This is a genomic window from Pseudomonas parakoreensis (assembly GCF_021602155.1).
GTDB lineage: Bacteria > Pseudomonadota > Gammaproteobacteria > Pseudomonadales > Pseudomonadaceae > Aquipseudomonas > Aquipseudomonas parakoreensis.
The window spans coordinates 80112-97484 of the sequence record NZ_BQHY01000012.1 but is presented as its reverse complement, the minus strand read 5'-3'; the positions used below and the strand labels follow the sequence as shown (position 1 = coordinate 97484).

20 protein-coding genes are annotated in these 17373 nt (G+C 61.7%); 18 read left to right on the top strand and 2 right to left on the bottom strand.

From position 1 onward, the window contains the following. Positions 1-3: 3 nt before the first annotated feature. The 13 genes from flhF (at position 4) to L6D63_RS19505 (ending at position 12410) form a co-directional block, all read left to right on the top strand. Entirely contained in the window at positions 4-1344 is a 1341-nt protein-coding gene (flhF, locus tag L6D63_RS19565; protein WP_131669995.1) for a flagellar biosynthesis GTPase FlhF, read from the top strand. A 113-nt stretch (positions 1345-1457) separates the two neighbouring features. Beyond that, on the top strand, positions 1458-2288 hold the full coding sequence (gene fleN, locus L6D63_RS19560) for a flagellar synthesis regulator FleN (RefSeq protein ID WP_003222917.1): 831 nt from the start codon (positions 1458-1460) through the stop codon (positions 2286-2288). After that, on the top strand, positions 2285-3025 hold the full coding sequence (gene fliA, locus L6D63_RS19555) for an RNA polymerase sigma factor FliA (protein WP_007920004.1): 741 nt from the start codon (positions 2285-2287) through the stop codon (positions 3023-3025). Before fleN ends, fliA begins: the two co-directional genes overlap by 4 nt. A gap of 167 nt (positions 3026-3192) precedes the next feature. Continuing rightward, a complete protein-coding gene (locus L6D63_RS19550) occupies positions 3193-3564 on the top strand; it encodes a chemotaxis response regulator CheY (protein WP_003183998.1) in 372 nt (123 codons plus the stop codon). A gap of 18 nt (positions 3565-3582) precedes the next feature. Next, on the top strand, positions 3583-4371 hold the full coding sequence (locus L6D63_RS19545) for a protein phosphatase CheZ (protein ID WP_027613919.1): 789 nt from the start codon (positions 3583-3585) through the stop codon (positions 4369-4371). 54 nt (positions 4372-4425) lie between these two features. After that, positions 4426-6708, top strand: coding sequence for a chemotaxis protein CheA (locus L6D63_RS19540; RefSeq protein WP_131669996.1), 2283 nt, complete (start codon positions 4426-4428; stop codon positions 6706-6708). A 49-nt stretch (positions 6709-6757) separates the two neighbouring features. Then, a complete protein-coding gene (locus L6D63_RS19535; protein WP_041072948.1) occupies positions 6758-7894 on the top strand; it encodes a protein-glutamate methylesterase/protein-glutamine glutaminase in 1137 nt (378 codons plus the stop codon). Further along, on the top strand, positions 7894-8634 hold the full coding sequence (locus L6D63_RS19530; protein ID WP_007967839.1) for a flagellar motor protein: 741 nt from the start codon (positions 7894-7896) through the stop codon (positions 8632-8634). Before L6D63_RS19535 ends, L6D63_RS19530 begins: the two co-directional genes overlap by 1 nt. A gap of 15 nt (positions 8635-8649) precedes the next feature. Then, on the top strand, positions 8650-9540 hold the full coding sequence (gene motD, locus L6D63_RS19525; protein ID WP_003222931.1) for a flagellar motor protein MotD: 891 nt from the start codon (positions 8650-8652) through the stop codon (positions 9538-9540). Between the two features lie 43 nt (positions 9541-9583). Next, on the top strand, positions 9584-10372 hold the full coding sequence (locus L6D63_RS19520; protein ID WP_003222933.1) for a ParA family protein: 789 nt from the start codon (positions 9584-9586) through the stop codon (positions 10370-10372). A gap of 118 nt (positions 10373-10490) precedes the next feature. After that, positions 10491-11441 carry a CheW domain-containing protein gene (locus L6D63_RS19515; RefSeq protein ID WP_131669997.1) on the top strand — a complete coding sequence of 317 codons (951 nt, stop codon included), beginning with the start codon at positions 10491-10493 and terminating at the stop codon, positions 11439-11441. Between the two features lie 90 nt (positions 11442-11531). Further along, positions 11532-12017 carry a chemotaxis protein CheW gene (locus L6D63_RS19510; protein WP_003222936.1) on the top strand — a complete coding sequence of 162 codons (486 nt, stop codon included), beginning with the start codon at positions 11532-11534 and terminating at the stop codon, positions 12015-12017. Further along, a complete protein-coding gene (locus L6D63_RS19505; protein WP_007961680.1) occupies positions 12018-12410 on the top strand; it encodes a DUF2802 domain-containing protein in 393 nt (130 codons plus the stop codon). It begins immediately after the preceding gene. A 98-nt stretch (positions 12411-12508) separates the two neighbouring features. Here the strand turns inward: L6D63_RS19505 and L6D63_RS19500 are convergent, their stop codons facing one another. Next, positions 12509-12838, bottom strand: a complete 330-nt coding sequence (locus tag L6D63_RS19500; RefSeq protein ID WP_095667171.1) for an EscU/YscU/HrcU family type III secretion system export apparatus switch protein — start codon at positions 12836-12838, stop codon at positions 12509-12511. Continuing rightward, on the bottom strand, positions 12835-14415 hold the full coding sequence (gene fliK, locus L6D63_RS19495) for a flagellar hook-length control protein FliK (RefSeq protein ID WP_131669998.1): 1581 nt from the start codon (positions 14413-14415) through the stop codon (positions 12835-12837). Before fliK ends, L6D63_RS19500 begins: the two co-directional genes overlap by 4 nt. Before the next feature lie 197 nt (positions 14416-14612). On the opposite strand from fliK, the gene ccmA reads away from it, so the two are divergent. From ccmA to ccmE, 5 genes are all read left to right on the top strand, one after another. Further along, a complete protein-coding gene (ccmA, locus tag L6D63_RS19490) occupies positions 14613-15248 on the top strand; it encodes a cytochrome c biogenesis heme-transporting ATPase CcmA (RefSeq protein ID WP_047292581.1) in 636 nt (211 codons plus the stop codon). Further along, a complete protein-coding gene (gene ccmB / locus L6D63_RS19485; RefSeq protein ID WP_003222942.1) occupies positions 15245-15913 on the top strand; it encodes a heme exporter protein CcmB in 669 nt (222 codons plus the stop codon). The genes ccmA and ccmB overlap by 4 nt, the downstream gene beginning before the upstream one ends. A gap of 78 nt (positions 15914-15991) precedes the next feature. After that, complete coding sequence (locus tag L6D63_RS19480; RefSeq protein ID WP_041072937.1) at positions 15992-16747, top strand: heme ABC transporter permease; 756 nt, start codon at positions 15992-15994, stop codon at positions 16745-16747. Next, entirely contained in the window at positions 16744-16920 is a 177-nt protein-coding gene (ccmD, locus tag L6D63_RS19475) for a heme exporter protein CcmD (RefSeq protein WP_003222944.1), read from the top strand. Before L6D63_RS19480 ends, ccmD begins: the two co-directional genes overlap by 4 nt. Further along, entirely contained in the window at positions 16917-17372 is a 456-nt protein-coding gene (ccmE, locus tag L6D63_RS19470) for a cytochrome c maturation protein CcmE (protein ID WP_041072935.1), read from the top strand. The genes ccmD and ccmE overlap by 4 nt, the downstream gene beginning before the upstream one ends. Position 17373 lies beyond the last annotated feature (1 nt).

Genomic DNA, 17373 nt, shown 5'->3' with positions numbered 1-17373 from the left:
TTTATGCAAGTTAAGCGTTTTTTCGCCGCCGATATGCGTCAGGCCATGAAGCTGGTTCGTGATGAGCTGGGCGCTGATGCCGCCATCATTGGCAACCGCCGCATTGCCGGCGGCGTCGAGCTGACGGCGGCGCTGGATTACAAGTTGTCGGCGCTGGCGCCACGGGTTCCGAACATGGAACTCGAGGACGAACTGCGCAAGACCCAGTCGCGCATCGTCACCGCTCAGGCCGAACTGAGCCTGCGTGGCGAAGCCGATGGCAATAGCAATCGCCAGATCTTTGCCGGGCTGCCGTTGACGGCCGGCCTGCCACTGACCGCTGCCGAGCCGTTGAGCGAACCGACCTACGCCGCCCCGGCGCGTCCGGCTGCGGCACCTGCACCGGCATCGACGGGTGTCGATCCGCGTGCGCTGGATTCGATGCGTTTCGAATTGAACAGTCTGCGTGAGCTGATGGAAGTACAGCTCGGCACCCTGGCCTGGAACCAGCTGCAAGGCAGCCGTCCGGCACAGGCCAATTTGTATCGCCGCCTGCAGCGCATTGGTCTGTCCGGGCCGTTGTCGCGCGATTTGCTGGCGATGATCACTGACATCGAAGAACCGCGTCAGGCCTGGCGCATGCTGCTCGCGCACCTGGCGCGGATGATTGCCGTACCGGAAGTCGAGCCGCTGGAAGAGGGCGGGGTGATTGCGATGGTCGGCCCGGCCGGCATGGGCAAGACCACCACCCTGGCCAAACTGGCTGCGCGCTACGTGCTCAAGTACGGCGCGCAGAATGTCGCGCTGGTCAGCATGGACAGCTTCCGCATCGGTGCGCAGGAACAACTCAAGACCCTGGGGCGGATTCTCAACGTGCCGGTGACCCACGTCGACCCGGGCCAGTCGCTGGTGCAGGCGCTGGATCCATTGCTGCGCAAGCGCGTGGTGCTGATCGATACCGCCGGCCTGCAGGCCAGCGATCCGGCGCTGCGCATGCAGCTGGAAAGTCTGGCCGGGCGTGGCATCCGTTCAAAAAATTATCTGGTGCTGGCAACCACCAGCCAGAAACAGGTTCTAACCGCCGCTTATCACAGTTACAAGCGTTGCGGGCTTGCCGGCTGCATCCTGACTAAACTGGATGAGACGGCCAGCCTTGGCGAAGTGTTGAGCCTGGCGATCAGTCATGAACTGCCGGTCGCGTACCTGACCGATGGCCCACGGATTCCGGATGATCTGCATCTGCCGCGCCGTCATCAGCTGGTCAGCCGCGCCGTCAGCGTGCAAATGCAGGAAGAACCCAGCGAAGAAGCCATGGCTGACATGTTCGCTGATATCTACCACAGCCCGACCAAGCAGGTTGGCTGAGGTAATGAACAGTTTTTGTACCTACATCGATGGTCTGCCATGCATTGTTCCGGTTGTGAACGCGCAGCCAGTAATGTGGCCTCCGTCTATGCAAGACAAGGTAAAGAAATAACATGGGCAGCATGCATCCCGTACAGGTGATCGCGGTGACCGGCGGCAAAGGTGGCGTCGGCAAGACTAACGTGTCAGTGAACTTGTCTCTGGCGCTGGCAGAGCTTGGCCGTCGGGTCATGCTGCTGGACGCCGACCTGGGGCTGGCGAACGTCGACGTTCTGCTGGGGCTGACCCCCAAACGCACGCTGGCCGATGTCATCGAAGGCCGCTGCGAACTGCGCGACGTGCTGTTGCAGGGCCCCGGCGGGATCCGCATCGTGCCGGCCGCTTCCGGCACCCAAAGCATGGTGCACCTGAGCCCGGCGCAACATGCCGGTCTGATTCAGGCGTTCAGCGATATCGGCGACAATCTCGATGTACTGGTGATCGACACCGCTGCGGGCATTGGTGACTCGGTAGTCAGTTTCGTGCGCGCGGCGCAGGAAGTGTTGCTGGTGGTCTGCGACGAGCCGACCTCGATCACCGACGCCTACGCGCTGATCAAACTGCTCAATCGCGACTACGGCATGAACCGCTTCCGCGTCCTCGCCAACATGGCGCAGAGCCCGCAGGAAGGGCGCAACCTGTTCGCCAAGTTGACCAAGGTCACGGATCGCTTTCTCGACGTCGCCTTACAATACGTCGGCGCGGTGCCGTACGACGAAAGCGTGCGCAAGGCCGTGCAGAAGCAGCGAGCAGTCTATGAAGCCTTTCCGCGTTCCAAGTGCGCGCTGGCGTTCAAGGCGATCGCGCAGAAGGTCGATACCTGGCCGCTGCCTGCCAACCCGCGTGGGCACCTTGAGTTTTTCGTCGAGCGCCTCGTGCAGCAAACGGCAGGGCCTGTGTTATGACCGCCAGCGGTATGAACTACTACAAGAAATCGGCACGTGACGCGCAGTACGAGTTGATCGAGCGTTACGCGCCACTGGTCAAGCGCATTGCCTATCACTTGCTGGCGCGCTTGCCGGCGAGTGTGCAGGTCGAAGACCTGATTCAGGCCGGAATGATCGGCCTGCTCGAAGTCTCGACCAAATATGACGCCAGCAAAGGCGCCAGTTTCGAAACGTACGCGGGCATCCGGATCCGCGGCGCGATGCTCGATGAAGTGCGCAAAGGGGATTGGGCACCTCGCTCGGTTCACCGCAACACCCGTATGGTCAGCGACGCAATTCGCTCAATTGAAGCTAAAACCGGCCGTGATGCTAAAGATCACGAGGTTGCGGCCGAACTCCAATTGAGTCTCGATGATTACTACGGGATTTTGAATGACACCCTGGGCAGCCGGCTGTTCAGTTTCGACGACCTGCTGCAGGACGGCGAACACGAAGGGCTGCACGAGGATGGCGCCAGTGCTCATCTTGAGCCGTCACGCGATCTGGAAGATGAACGCTTCCAGGCTGCGCTGGCGGACGCGATTGCCAATTTGCCGGAGCGTGAGCGACTGGTGTTGGCGCTGTACTACGACGAAGAACTGAACCTCAAGGAAATCGGTGAAGTCCTTGGCGTCAGTGAATCGCGGGTCAGCCAGTTACACAGCCAGTGCGCGGCCCGTTTGCGGGGGCGTTTGGGGGAGTGGCGAGCGCGCTGAAGGCAGTGTGGGGACACTGCGAACGAGGCTGGTGCGGTGATGAACGGCACCGGTCTTGCTCTGTTGTGCTCCAGACAGTCATCGAGTGCTTTGCCGGATTGATTGAAATGGCGCGTCCAGGTGCTGGGCGCGTTTAAGACTGCTTGGAGGTCGAATTGGACAAGAACATGAAAATCCTCATCGTTGATGACTTCTCAACGATGCGGCGGATCATCAAGAACCTGCTGCGTGATCTGGGGTTCACCAACACCGTCGAGGCCGACGATGGCACCACTGCCATTCCGGTGCTCAACAGCGGAAGCATCGACTTTCTGGTAACGGACTGGAACATGCCGGGCATGACCGGTATCGACCTGCTGCGCCACGTGCGTGCCGATGAAAAACTCAAGCACCTGCCCGTGCTGATGGTGACTGCCGAAGCCAAGCGCGAGCAGATCATCGAAGCGGCCCAGGCCGGCGTCAACGGCTACGTGGTCAAACCTTTCACGGCTCAGGCGCTGAAAGAAAAAATCGAGAAGATTTTCGAACGCATCGGCTGATGAACGCGCGGGGGAGCTATGGAGCATAACGAATCTTCACAGGGCGATTTCGAATCGACCCTGAAAAAACACGCGGTCGAACTGGTCGAGAGCCTTGAAAAAGGCAGGTTCGGCGACGCTGTGCAACTGATCCATGAGCTCAATCAGACCCGTGACCGTGGCCTGTATCAGGAAGTGGGCAAGCTCACACGCGAACTGCACAGTGCGATCGTCAACTTCCAGATCGATCCGCACATGCCGCAGGCCGAGGAAGTGTCGCAAATCACCGACGCCACCGAACGCCTGGGCTATGTGGTCAAGCTGACCGAAGCCGCGGCCAACCGCACCATGGATCTGGTGGAAAGCGCGACCCCGGTGGTCAATGGCCTGGCTGAAGAAGCCCAGGCGCTGAGCACCGATTGGGGCCGCTTCATGCGTCGTGAAGTCGGGGCTGAAGAGTTCCGTGAACTGGCGCGCCGGGTCGACGGTTTTCTGTCACGCAGCAGCACGGATAACCGTGCGGTGTCGAGCAACCTGAACGACATCCTGCTGGCTCAGGATTACCAGGACCTCACCGGTCAGGTGATCAAGCGTGTGACCCAACTGGTCACCGAAGTCGAAAGCAATTTGCTCAAACTCGTCCTCATGGCCAGTCAGGTTGACCGCTTTGCGGGCATCGAACACGACCGTGCCGCGATGCTTGCAGAAAAAGATCCACAAAAACATCTCTCGCAGGGTGAAGGTCCGCAGATTCATGCCGATAAACGAGAAGACGTTGTGTCCGGTCAGGACGATGTGGACGATTTGTTATCCAGCCTCGGATTCTAGAGTTTTGGAATTTTAGGTTTTTTGGGTTTTTAGACCTGTAGGAGCACCCCATTAATGAGCTTCGGCGCCGATGAAGAGATCCTTCAGGATTTCCTGGTTGAGGCCGGCGAGATTCTTGAGCAACTGTCCGAGCAACTGGTCGAGCTGGAAAGCCGCCCGGATGACGCAGATCTGCTCAACGCAATTTTTCGCGGTTTCCACACTGTAAAAGGGGGCGCCGGCTTCCTTCAGCTCAACGAGCTGGTGGAGTGCTGTCACATCGCCGAAAACGTGTTCGACATCCTGCGCAAGGGTGAACGTCGCGTTGATGCAGAACTGATGGACGTGGTGCTTGAAGCACTGGACGCGGTGAACAGCATGTTCAGCGAAGTCCGTGAACGTGCACCGATCACGGCCGCCTCTCCGGAACTGCTGGCCGCGCTGGCGCGTCTGGCCGAACCGCAATCGGCCGACGAAGCCCCGGCTTCGCCGGTGGCCGAGATGATCGAAGAGCTGGTCGTCGAAGGCGATTCGAACGATTCGGGCGACATCACCGATAACGAATTTGAACAGCTGCTGGATTCGCTGAACGCCGTCAAGGCCGAAGCCGAAGCCCCGGTCGCTGCTGCGCCTGCGCCGGCTGCCGATGCGGCCGCCAGCGATGAAATCACCGACGCCGAATTCGAGTCGTTGCTCGATCAACTGCACGGCAAAGGCCAGTTCGCGCCAGACGCCGTCGCACCGACTGCGGCTGCTCCAGCGGCACCGGCTGCCGGTGACAGCTCGGACATCACCGACGACGAATTTGAAGCACTGCTCGATCAGTTGCACGGCAAGGGCAACTTCGCCGTCGAAGCACTGGAGTCGGCTATTGCTTCGGCACCGGCGGCGCCTGCCGCACCGGCGGCCGCCGCTGCCGGCAGCGATCTGATCAGCGATCACGAGTTCGAATCGCTGCTCGACGAATTGCACGGCAAAGGCAAGTTCACCGACGTTGGCGCCGCTGCTGCGGGCACCGCGTCGACCGTGGCTGCGCCTGCCGCCAAGGCTGCTGCCGCTCCGGCTGCTGCGCCGAAAGCGGCGCCCAAGCCTGAACCGAAAGCCGAAACGCCGAAACCGGCTGCCGCTGCTGCACCGGCTCCGGCCCGTGCGCCCGCTGCACCGCCGCCGGAAAAACCGGCCAGCGAAGCCGAGACCACCGTGCGGGTCGATACCGCGCGTCTCGACGAAATCATGAACATGGTCGGCGAACTGGTGCTGGTGCGTAACCGCCTGGTGCGCCTGGGTCTCAACAGCGGCGACGAAGCGATGTCCAAGGCCGTGTCGAACCTCGACGTGGTCACGGCGGACTTGCAGACCGCGGTGATGAAGACCCGGATGCAGCCGATCAAGAAGGTCTTCGGGCGCTTCCCGCGTCTGGTTCGTGACCTCGCGCGTCAGCTCAAGAAAGAGATCAACCTGGAACTGGTGGGTGAAGAAACCGACCTCGACAAAAACCTTGTCGAGGCCTTGGCCGACCCGCTGGTCCACTTGGTGCGCAACGCGGTCGACCATGGCATCGAGTCGCCGGAAGAACGCGAAGCTTCGGGCAAGGCCCGTGGCGGTCGCGTGGTACTGGCGGCCGAGCAGGAAGGCGACCACATCCTGTTGTCGATCTCCGACGACGGCAAGGGCATGGACCCGAACGTCCTGCGTTCGATCGCGGTAAAGCGCGGTGTGATGGACAAGGACGCGGCCGATCGCCTGAGCGATACCGAGTGCTACAACCTGATCTTCGCCCCGGGTTTCTCGACCAAGACCGAGATCTCCGACGTGTCCGGCCGTGGTGTCGGCATGGACGTGGTGAAGACCAAGATTTCCCAGCTCAACGGTTCGATCAACATCTACTCGACCAAGGGCCAGGGCTCGAAGATCGTCATCAAGGTGCCGCTGACACTGGCAATCATGCCGACCCTGATGGTGATGCTCGGCAATCAGGCGTTTGCGTTCCCGCTGGTCAACGTCAACGAAATTTTCCACCTCGACCTGTCGACCACCAACGTGGTGGATGGCCAGGAAGTGGTGATCGTGCGGGACAAGGCGTTGCCATTGTTCTACCTCAAGCGCTGGCTGGTCAGCTCCGCCGCTCACGAAGAGCAGCGTGAAGGCCATGTGGTGATCCTGTCGGTGGGCACCCAGCGGATCGGCTTCGTCGTCGATCAACTGGTCGGCCAGGAAGAAGTGGTCATCAAGCCATTGGGCAAAATGCTGCAGGGCACTCCGGGCATGTCCGGCGCCACCATCACCGGTGACGGCCGCATCGCGCTGATCCTCGATGTTCCAAGCATGCTCAAGCGTTACGCGACGAAGCGTATTTGAATCCGGGGCAGCGGGGCGATGACGTCCCGCTGCACCTAATGGAGTGTTTATGGCAGTCAAAGTCCTGGTGGTGGACGATTCGGGTTTTTTCCGCCGCCGCGTCTCGGAAATTCTTTCAGCGGATCCGAGCATCCAGGTGGTCGGCACGGCCACCAACGGTAAAGAGGCGATCGATCAGGCCCTGGCCCTCAAGCCGGACGTGATCACCATGGACTACGAGATGCCGATGATGGATGGCATCACGGCCGTGCGGCACATCATGCAACGCTGCCCGACCCCGGTGTTGATGTTCTCCTCGCTGACCCACGAAGGCGCCCGGGTGACCCTGGATGCGCTGGACGCTGGCGCGGTGGATTTCCTGCCGAAGAATTTCGAAGACATCTCGCGTAACCCGGAGAAGGTCAAACAACTGCTGTGCGAGAAGGTCCATAGCATCTCGCGCAGCAATCGTCGTTTCAGTGCCTACAGTGCGCCGGCTCCGGCCGCTGCACCGACGCCTGCGCCAGCCCCGGCGGCTTCGAGTTTCAGCAGCCACAGCACTGCTGCTCCGACGCGTCCGGCGCCGGCTCCAGCACCTGCTCGCGCGCCAGCCGCCAGCGCGTCGTCGCCGGCTCCGAAACGCAAAGCCTACAAACTGGTTGCCATCGGTACCTCCACGGGCGGTCCGGTTGCGCTGCAACGGGTGCTGACTCAGTTGCCGGCAAACTTCCCGGCACCGATCGTGCTGATCCAGCACATGCCGGCGGCGTTCACCAAAGCCTTTGCCGAGCGTCTGGACAAGCTGTGCCGCATCAGCGTCAAGGAAGCCGAGGATGGCGACATCCTGCGTCCGGGCCTGGCGCTGCTGGCCCCGGGTGGCAAGCAGATGATGATTGACGGCCGTGGCGCGGTGAAAATCCTGCCGGGCGACGAGCGTCTGAACTACAAGCCGTGCGTGGACATTACCTTCGGTTCGGCGGCCAAGTCCTACGGCGACAAAGTTCTGGCGGTGGTCCTCACCGGCATGGGCGCCGACGGCCGTGAAGGCGCGCGTCTGCTCAAACAGGGCGGCAGCTCGGTATGGGCCCAAGACGAAGCAAGCTGCGTGATCTACGGCATGCCGATGGCTATCGTCAAAGCCGATCTGGCTGACGCGGTTTACGGCCTGGACGACATCGGCAAGCACATCGTCGAGGCGTGTATCTGATGGATGTTTTAAGCCTTATCGGGATTATCCTGGCGTTCGTCGCCATCATCGGCGGCAACTTCCTTGAAGGCGGTCACCTCGGCGCGCTGGCCAACGGCCCGGCGGCGCTGATCGTTCTCGGGGGCACCATCGGTGCAGCGCTGCTGCAATCGCCGATGAGCGCCTTCAAGCGCGCCATGCAGATTCTCGCCTGGATCCTGTTTCCGCCACGGGTGGATCTGGCTGGCGGCATCGACCGCGTGGTCAACTGGAGCCTCACCGCGCGCAAGGAAGGCCTGCTCGGCCTGGAAGGCGTCGCCGATGCCGAACCGGACAACTACTCGCGCAAGGGCCTGCAACTGCTGGTCGATGGCGCCGAGCCGGAAGCGATCCGCAGCATTCTCGAAGTGGATTTCTACACCCAGGAAGCCCGCGACATCGAAGCGGCCAAAGTCTTCGAAAGCATGGGCGGCTACGCGCCGACCATCGGCATCATCGGTGCGGTGATGGGCCTGATCCATGTGATGGGCAACCTCGCTGATCCGACGCAATTGGGCAGCGGCATTGCCGTGGCATTCGTCGCGACCATCTACGGCGTGGCCAGTGCCAACCTGGTGTTGCTGCCGGTGGCCGCCAAGCTCAAGTCAATCGCGTTGCGGCAGTCGCGTTATCGCGAAATGTTGTTGGAAGGTATTTTGTCGATCGCCGAAGGTGAAAACCCTCGCTCTATCGAGCTGAAGCTTCAGGGCTTCATGGATTGATGGGGGTAATGGACTATGGCTCGCCGCAGGCATCAGGAAGAACACGTTAATCACGAGCGCTGGCTTGTGTCCTACGCGGATTTCATCACGCTGTTGTTCGCGTTCTTTGTGGTGATGTATTCCATCTCGTCGATCAACGAAGGCAAATACAAAGTCATTTCCGAAGCGCTGATCGGGGTTTTCACCGACTCCGATCGTTCGCTCAAGCCGATTCCGATTGGTGAGGAACGACCGAAAACCGTGACCCCGGCCAAGCCGCTGGTCAAGGACAGCGAGCAGGTCGATGCCGGTATCGCCGGGGCCAGCGATCCGCTGAAAAGCATTGCCGATGACATCAGTGCCGCGTTCGGCGACCTGATTGCTTCCAACCAGATGACCGTGCGCGGCAATGAGTTGTGGGTCGAGATCGAACTCAACTCCAGCCTGTTGTTCGGCAGTGGCGACGCGATGCCGAGCGACATCGCCTTCAACATCATCGACAAGGTCGCGGCGATCCTCAAACCGTTCGACAACCCGATCCACGTCGAAGGTTTCACCGACGATCAGCCGATCCGCACCGCGCAATACCCGACCAACTGGGAACTGTCCTCGGCGCGTTCGGCGAGCATCGTGCGCATGCTGGCGATGCAGGGCGTGAACCCCGGGCGTCTGGCCTCGGTGGGTTACGGTGAGTTTCAGCCGGTAGCCAATAACGCCACCGCCGAAGGCCGGGCGAAAAACCGTCGCGTGGTGCTGGTGGTGTCGCGCAACCTCGATGTGCGCCGCAGTCTGACGGGGACCGGAACCGCCAATGCGCAACCGGACGCGGCATTGAAGCGTGCTGGCACACAAACTGCACCGACCCCGGTCAAGACGCCGGGACGCGAGAGTGCCGTCAATTCTCCGTCGCCCGCATTAATACGCTGAGCCATGTCTCGGTCGAGGATCTCGGCCGGGAGGAACGAACCGAATGAGAGTCTGGGCAGTCGCCAATCAAAAGGGTGGTGTCGGTAAAACCACATCTTCCATCGCTTTAGCCGGGTTGCTGGCGGAGGCGGGCAAGCGCGTGGTTGTGGTCGATCTCGACCCGCACGGCTCGATGACCAGCTATTTCGGCTACGACCCCGACAGCCTGGAACACAGCAACTACGACCTGTTTCTGCACAAGGGCAGCGTGCCGCAGGGTTTGCCCGGGCAGTTGCTGCTGTCGACCAGCGACGAACGCATTTCTCTGTTGCCGTCGAGTACCGCACTGGCCACCCTCGAGCGCCAGTCGCCGGGGCAAAGTGGTCTGGGCCTGGTCATCGCCAAGAGTCTGGCGCAGCTGTGGCAGGACTTCGATTACGCGATCATCGACAGCCCGCCGTTGCTCGGCGTGCTGATGGTCAACGCCCTGGCCGCGAGCCAGCAACTGGTGATCCCGGTGCAGACCGAGCACCTGGCCGTGAAAGGCCTGGAGCGTATGGTCAACACCCTGGCGATGATCAACCGCTCGCGCAAACAGGCGCTGCCGTTCAGCATCGTGCCAACCCTGTTCGACCGCCGCACCCAGGCGTCGCTGGGCACTTTGCGCGTGCTGCGCGACAAATTCCCCGAAGAAATCTGGCAGGGTTACATCCCGGTCGATACCCGTCTGCGCGACGCCAGCCGGGCCGGGGTCACGCCTTCGCAGTTCGACGGCAAGAGTCGTGGCGTGCTGGCGTACCGCGCGCTGCTCAAGCACCTGCTGGCGCAACAACTTGTTCCGCAGGTGGCCTGAGCATGATCTCTCTTCGTGTAGGAGCTGCCGCAGGCTGCGATCTTTTGATCTTGCTTTGTGGTGCTTCTGAAAAGATCAAAAGATCGCAGCGTTCCGCAGCTCCTACAGGGGGGGGCGTATGAATCGGCCGCTGAAGTTGACGTCGAAGCCGCAACTGGCGCTGCAGTCCTATCTGGACAGCTTGCTGCAGGAGATTCCTGACGAGTTGCCGCCACTCGAGGCGCCGGTCGAGGTGATCGAAAGCTCTGAGGCGCTGGACGAGTTCCAGGCCGCGGTACTGGAAGAGCAGGCGCGTGATGCGCAGAAAGCCGCCAAACCTGCCGCCCCGGTTGTCGCGCCTGCCGCCGCACCGATCGCCAAGGCGCCGGTGGCGCTGATCGAACAAGCCGAGCCGCCGCGCGCGCCGGTTTCGACGCTCGCCCCGCTGCTGCAAACCCAATTGCTGAAAACCGCGCCGGAGCCGGTTGTGACCGAACCTGCGCCGGTTGCGCCGGCACCCGTCGAACAGACGCGGGTGCCGCCGGTGGTGGAAGTTCACCTGCCACCGAGCAACACGCCGCCCCCGGTGGACACCGATGGCCGTCCGGCCTGGGCTGCCGAAGCGTTCGAGTGCCTGTTGTTCGATGTCGCCGGGCTGACGCTGGCGGTGCCGCTGGTGTGCCTGGGCTCGATCTATTCGCTGGCCGGCCACGAGTTGACGCCGCTGTTCGGGCAGCCGGAATGGTTCCTCGGGATTCTGCCGAGCCAGGCCGGCAATCTGAAAGTCTTGGACACCGCGCGTTGGGTCATGCCGGATCGCTATCGCGATGACTTCCGTCAGGGCCTGCAGTACGTGATTTCGGTACAAGGTTACGAATGGGGCCTGGCGGTGCATCAGGTCAGCCGTTCGTTGCGTCTGGATCCGAATGAAATCAAATGGAGAAGTCACCGGGGTCAGCGGCCATGGCTCGCCGGCACGGTGATAGAGCACATGTGTGCATTACTTGATGTAGCCGCGCTGGCCGAGTTGATCGCCAGCGGCGGGGCAAAGCACATGGGCGGCCACAAGCCGCTACATAAATCGACATAGCAGCCGACATAACAATCAGGCGATGGCATTTTTCAATGCCTCCACACAGAACACACACCGCCCAGTGCGGTTTTTTCGAGGGGTCAGGGTATGAGTAGTCAGGCGACGAATGCAAAAGGTTCTGAAGATCCGATCCTGCAATGGGTGACCTTCAAGCTGGACAACGAAACCTACGGCATCAACGTGATGCGCGTGCAGGAAGTCCTGCGTTACACCGAAATCGCTCCGGTACCGGGTGCGCCAAGCTACGTGCTGGGCATCATCAACCTGCGCGGTAACGTGGTCACCGTGATCGACACCCGTCAGCGCTTCGGCCTGAACAGTGGCGAGATCAGCGACAACACCCGTATCGTCATCATCGAAGCCGACAAGCAAGTGGTCGGGATCATGGTCGACAGCGTGGCCGAAGTGGTTTACCTGCGTCAGTCGGAAATCGAGACCGCGCCGAACGTCGGCAACGAAGAGTCGGCCAAGTTCATCCAGGGCGTGTGCAACAAGAACAACGAGTTGCTGATCCTGGTCGAGCTGGACAAGATGATGAGCGAAGAAGAATGGTCGGAACTGGAGAGCATCTGATTGATTCTCGAAGTTGCGGTCATTGTCCTGTTTCTGTTCTGGGCAGGCACGCTGGCAATGTTTCTGGCGTATATCAAGGCGCAGCGCGTAATCGCTGCGCAACAGGCTCAGGGCGATGCGCTGCGTGATCAGCGCATCAAGGACCTGGCCAAGCGCGTCGACGACTATCAGAACGGCAACGTGCGCATGGGCGAAGCCCTGCACGAGCTGCGCTCGGTAGTCGGTCCGTTGCCGGACAAGATTGTGGCGCTGGAACAGCGCGACCCGTCGAGCCTGTCGTTCGCCCAGGCGGCGAAACTGGTGGGCATGGGCGCGAGTGTCGATGAGCTGACTCAGTCCTGTGGCTTGACCCAGGCTGAGGCGGAGTTGATGCGCAAGCTGCACAGAAGCTGAAGCTGAAGATCAAAAGATCGCAGCCTGCGGCAGCTCCTGCATTGGAACGCGTTTCCCTGTAGGAGCTGCCGAAGGCTGCGATCTTTTGCTTTCAAGGCTCAATAATCATCCCCGCGTGCGGTGATGTCCTTCTCGACCATCGGCGCATCCGGATCCTGTCCCTCGGGGAATTTTCCCTTCAGATTCCACGCAAACGCGATGATCTCGGCGATCGTGCGGTACAGCTCTTCGGGGATGCTGTCGCCCAGCTCCATTCGCGCCAACAGGCGCACCAGCTCGGCGTTTTCATAGATCGGCACTTCACAGTCGCGGGCAATGCGCAGGATTTCTTCGGCCAGTTCCTCGTCGCCCTTGGCGGTGAGGGTCGGGGCGTGGTTGCCGTCGTATTTGAGGGCGATGGCCTGGCGTGGAGCAGTGGAATCGTTCATGCGGTTTCGTCGACCCAGCGGTGTTCGAGACGGGTTTGATTGCCTTGCGGCGGGGTGCCGAGGTGGCAGTCGAGATCACCGACGTTCAGCCCGCGATCAAGCAGGCGCTGGCGCAGCGCGAACAGGTTGGTTTCGATCAGGTCGGCGGTGTATGGGCGTTCGGCCCAGAGCTGACTCGACAGGCTGCCGGCAATCAGCTGCGCCTGAATCTGCATCGGCCCCAACGGCTCCATGTCGAACGCCAGATCGACGCGCCACAGTTGTTGTCTGGGTTCGCGCTCGTCGCGGCGTTCGTTGGGTTGCGGTTCTCTTTCCGGCGCTTCTTCGCGCTGGAACTTGACCTGCAACGGCACGATGTCCTGCAGGTTACGCATGGGGATTTCCAGCTGCCAGGTGCTGAGCAGGCGGCCGTCATCGGTGACCCCGGTCTGTTCCAGACTCGACAACTGATGGCTTTGCAGGCGCGACACGGCGGCGGCGGCGAGGCGCAGCAGATGTTCCAGATCGCCTTCGCCGTCCAGGCTTTGCAGCAGGCGGTCGGGCAGCGGGAAACTGCTCGGCACGGGTTTGGCGCTGACCTGACCGAGGGTGCCGAGGGCGTTGCGCACGAAACTCGGCAGCGCTTGCGCCAGGGTGTTGGCGGCGATGATCGCGTTGAAACTGGCATTGCCCGGCACACCCGGCGACAGCTGCGCGATCAGCTTGAGCAGGTCGGCCTTCATGTCCGGGGCCAGCGCCGGATTCTGTCCGGTCAGCAATTTGGCTTCGAGGAAGGCGCCACTGTTGGCCAGGGCCAGGGCCACGCCTTTGGCGCTGCTCATCTGCTGTACATCGGGCAGATTGGCAAGCAGACGCACGACGGCAGCGCGCAGATCCTGCGAGGTCTGATCGTCGTCGGCCGGCAAGTTCTGCAAGGCGTTGAGCAAACCGTCCAGCGAGCCTTGGCGACTCTGCTGGCCGAGCAGTTGCTGGCTCACCGCCAATTGCTCCTGACGGCTGCTCAGCGGCACGAACTTGAGGGTTTGCGAATCCTCGACCAGTGCCGAGAGCAGGGTGCCGATGCGCAGCGGCGTCGGGCTGTCGATGTCCAGCGTGGCGCCACGTTGCGCGGTGTTGAGCAGACTGACCAGCGAGCGGTACACCGTCGGCTGCCCCGGCACTTGCGGCAGTGTCTGCGAGGTCAGCACCTTGCCTTGCAGCAGTGTGCCGACCGGCAACTGCGCGGTATCGATGCGGGTGAGGGCGGCGACGCTGCTGGCAATCGCCTGTTGCACGGTGATCGCCAGATTGCCCGCCGATGGCTGAGTAACCGCCAGGTTGGTGCCGGTCGGCAACGGCAGGTTGCTGCTGGCTTGCACGGTGGTCTGGCGGCCGCCGTCGACGGTCACCTTGAGCAGCAGTTGAAAAGTCTGATCCGCCTGCTTGAGTGACAACACCTCGGCCTGAGCGCTTTGCCCGGCACCGATCAAGCCTTCGACCGGGGTCAGCAGCTTGAGCAACTCACCGCTCATCACCAGCGGGCGCGTGTTCGCCGGGGTGGTGGGCGGAAGCGGGAGGATGTTCATTTCGCCTGTCATACGCGGACACAACCTGAGGAAATTGCGCTCTTGGGAGTAAGGCACGCCATGTATAATGCCGCGCGTCTTGCGCTTCGTTCAGAAAACATAGCAATTGTTTGATCCAGCTCTCTGGTTCGCACCGTCATTGCATTTATCCTGCATCTCTTTAACGGCCGCGCCAGAGCCGACTTGAACCGTATAAGGCCCGTGATCCCTTGACCAGTCCTGTCCTGCAAACCGTTGCCCTTGCCTGCGAGCGAGACCTGCGGCTGCTCTTCGAAAATCTCGAATTAAGACTGGCCAGTGGCGATATGGTGCAGATCAGCGGCCCCAACGGCAGCGGCAAGACCAGCCTGCTGCGCCTGTTGTCCGGGCTGATGCAGCCGACCAGCGGTCAGGTGCTGCTCAACGGTCAGCCTTTGACCGCACAACCGAGCGAACTGGCGCGCAACCTGTTGTGGATCGGCCACGCCGCCGGGATCAAGGACCTGCTGACCCCGGAAGAGAACCTGTCCTGGCTCTGCGCCCTGCATCGGCCCGCCGCGCGCGAGGCGATCTGGCAAGCATTGGCTGCCGTAGGATTGCGCGGTTTCGAAGATGTTCCCTGCCACACCCTGTCCGCCGGTCAGCAACGCCGCGTGGCACTGGCGCGACTGTATCTGGACAGCCCGCCGCTGTGGATTCTCGACGAGCCGTTCACTGCGCTCGACAAACAGGGCGTGGCGCAACTTGAAGAGCACCTGGCCGGGCACTGTGAACGCGGCGGTCTGGTGGTGCTGACCACGCACCACACGCTGAGCCGGATGCCGGCCGGTTATCGCGATATCGATCTGGGGAACTGGGCAGTATGAGTGTGTTCGGCCTGCTGGTTGCCCGTGAGTCCCGCCTGCTGTTTCGCCGCCCGGCAGAACTGGCCAATCCGCTGATTTTCTTCGCCATCGTCATCGCATTGTTCCCGCTGGCCGTCGGCCCGGAAACTCAAGTCTTGCAAAACCTGTCCCCGGGGTTAGTCTGGGTGGCCGCGCTGTTGTCGGTCCTGCTGTCGCTGGACGGATTGTTTCGCAGTGATTTCGAAGATGGCTCCCTGGAACAGTGGGTCCTTTCGCCGCACCCGCTGCCCCTGCTGGTGCTGGCCAAGGTGCTGGCACACTGGCTGTTCTCGGGACTGGCACTGGTTCTGCTCTCGCCGTTGCTGGCGTTGATGCTCGGTTTGCCGGTCGCCTGCCTGCCGGTGTTGCTGTTGTCGTTACTGCTGGGTACCCCGGTGCTGAGCTTGCTTGGCGCGGTGGGTGCGGCGCTGACGGTCGGTCTGAAACGCGGCGGCCTGTTGCTGGCGTTGCTGATTCTGCCGTTGTACATCCCGGTGTTGATCCTTGGCAGTGGCGCCTTGCAGGCCGCCTTGCAAGGCATGCCGGCGACCGGGTATCTGCTGTGGCTGGGAAGCCTGACTGCCTTGGCGATCACCCTGACACCTTTTGCAATAGCGGCTGGCCTGAAGATCAGCGTCGGCGAATAATGAGGTCTGGTTAAAATTTAACCAGCAAAGACCCTGAGACCGCTCACACCGATGAGCGGCACCCGTGATGGAAACAGTATGAACTGGACCTGGTTTCACAAGCTCGGCTCGCCCAAGTGGTTCTACGGCATCAGCAGCAAGTTCCTGCCGTGGTTGAGCATCGCAGCGTTGCTGCTGATCAGCATTGGCGTGGTCTGGGGCCTGGCCTTCGCGCCGCCGGATTATCAGCAGGGCAACAGCTTCCGCATCATCTATATTCACGTACCGGCGGCGATGCTCGCGCAGTCGATTTACGTGATGCTGGCGGTGTGCGGCGTGGTCGGCCTGGTGTGGAAGATGAAACTGGCCGACGTCGCCCTGCAATGTGCCGCGCCGATCGGCGCGTGGATGACCGCCGTGGCGCTGGTCACCGGGGCGATCTGGGGCAAGCCGACCTGGGGCTCGTGGTGGGTCTGGGATGCGCGGCTGACGTCGATGCTGATTCTGCTGTTCCTGTATTTCGGGGTGATTGCGCTGGGCAACGCCATCAGCAATCGCGACAGCGCCGCCAAGGCCTGCGCGGTGCTGGCGATTGTCGGAGTGATCAACATTCCGATCATCAAGTACTCGGTGGAGTGGTGGAACACCCTGCACCAGGGCGCGACCTTCACCCTTACGGAAAAACCGGCGATGCCCGCTGAAATGTGGCTGCCGCTGTTGCTGACGGTGCTGGGGTTCTACTGCTTCTTCGGTGCCGTGCTGTTGCTGCGCATGCGCCTTGAAGTGCTCAAGCGCGAAGCGCGCGCCAGTTGGGTCAAAGAAGAAGTGCAGAACAGCCTGGAGGCCGCGCGATGAGTTTCGCTTCATTTGGCGACTTTCTCGCCATGGGCCACCACGGCCTGTATGTCTGGTCGGCCTACGGCATCTGTCTGGCGGTGCTGATCCTCAACGTGGTCGCACCGATCGCGGCCCGCAAGCGCTATCTGCAACAAGAGGCGCGTCGTCTGCGCCGGGAGAACGGCAAGTGAATCCGCTGCGCAAAAAACGTCTGACCCTCATTCTGGCGATCCTGGTCGGGGTCGGCGCTGCCGTCGGCCTGGCCCTCAGCGCCCTGCAGGAAAACATCAACCTGTTTTACACGCCGACCCAGATTGCCAACGGCGAAGCGCCGCACGACACGCGCATCCGCGCCGGCGGCATGGTCGAGAAGGGCTCGCTGCAACGTTCGCCGGACTCGCTGGACGTCAAATTCGTCGTCACCGACTTCAACAAAGCCGTGACCATCACCTACCGCGGGATCCTCCCGGATCTGTTCCGCGAAGGGCAGGGCATCGTCGCCCTGGGCAAACTCAACGCCGACGGCGTGGTGGTGGCCGATGAAGTGCTGGCCAAGCACGACGAGAAGTACATGCCGCCGGAAGTGACCAAAGCGCTGAAAGACAGTGGTCAATCGGCACCGACCCCAGCGAAGGAGGGTTGAT

Excerpts from the sequence above, each read along its gene's own strand:
- L6D63_RS19480 (WP_041072937.1), top strand. The coding sequence starts at position 15,992 with ATGAACTGGACCTGGTTTCACAAGCTCGGCTCGCCCAAGTGGTTCTAC.
- motD (WP_003222931.1), top strand. The coding sequence starts at position 8,650 with ATGGCTCGCCGCAGGCATCAGGAAGAACACGTTAATCACGAGCGCTGG.
- flhF (WP_131669995.1), top strand. The coding sequence starts at position 4 with ATGCAAGTTAAGCGTTTTTTCGCCGCCGATATGCGTCAGGCCATGAAG.
- ccmB (WP_003222942.1), top strand. The coding sequence starts at position 15,245 with ATGAGTGTGTTCGGCCTGCTGGTTGCCCGTGAGTCCCGCCTGCTGTTT.
- L6D63_RS19520 (WP_003222933.1), top strand. The coding sequence starts at position 9,584 with ATGAGAGTCTGGGCAGTCGCCAATCAAAAGGGTGGTGTCGGTAAAACC.
- L6D63_RS19500 (WP_095667171.1), bottom strand. The coding sequence starts at position 12,838 with ATGAACGATTCCACTGCTCCACGCCAGGCCATCGCCCTCAAATACGAC.
- L6D63_RS19515 (WP_131669997.1), top strand. The coding sequence starts at position 10,491 with ATGAATCGGCCGCTGAAGTTGACGTCGAAGCCGCAACTGGCGCTGCAG.
- L6D63_RS19530 (WP_007967839.1), top strand. The coding sequence starts at position 7,894 with ATGGATGTTTTAAGCCTTATCGGGATTATCCTGGCGTTCGTCGCCATC.
- fliA (WP_007920004.1), top strand. The coding sequence starts at position 2,285 with ATGACCGCCAGCGGTATGAACTACTACAAGAAATCGGCACGTGACGCG.
- L6D63_RS19535 (WP_041072948.1), top strand. The coding sequence starts at position 6,758 with ATGGCAGTCAAAGTCCTGGTGGTGGACGATTCGGGTTTTTTCCGCCGC.
- L6D63_RS19510 (WP_003222936.1), top strand. The coding sequence starts at position 11,532 with ATGAGTAGTCAGGCGACGAATGCAAAAGGTTCTGAAGATCCGATCCTG.
- fliK (WP_131669998.1), bottom strand. The coding sequence starts at position 14,415 with ATGACAGGCGAAATGAACATCCTCCCGCTTCCGCCCACCACCCCGGCG.
- L6D63_RS19540 (WP_131669996.1), top strand. The coding sequence starts at position 4,426 with ATGAGCTTCGGCGCCGATGAAGAGATCCTTCAGGATTTCCTGGTTGAG.
- L6D63_RS19545 (WP_027613919.1), top strand. The coding sequence starts at position 3,583 with ATGGAGCATAACGAATCTTCACAGGGCGATTTCGAATCGACCCTGAAA.
- ccmD (WP_003222944.1), top strand. The coding sequence starts at position 16,744 with ATGAGTTTCGCTTCATTTGGCGACTTTCTCGCCATGGGCCACCACGGC.
- fleN (WP_003222917.1), top strand. The coding sequence starts at position 1,458 with ATGGGCAGCATGCATCCCGTACAGGTGATCGCGGTGACCGGCGGCAAA.
- L6D63_RS19550 (WP_003183998.1), top strand. The coding sequence starts at position 3,193 with ATGAAAATCCTCATCGTTGATGACTTCTCAACGATGCGGCGGATCATC.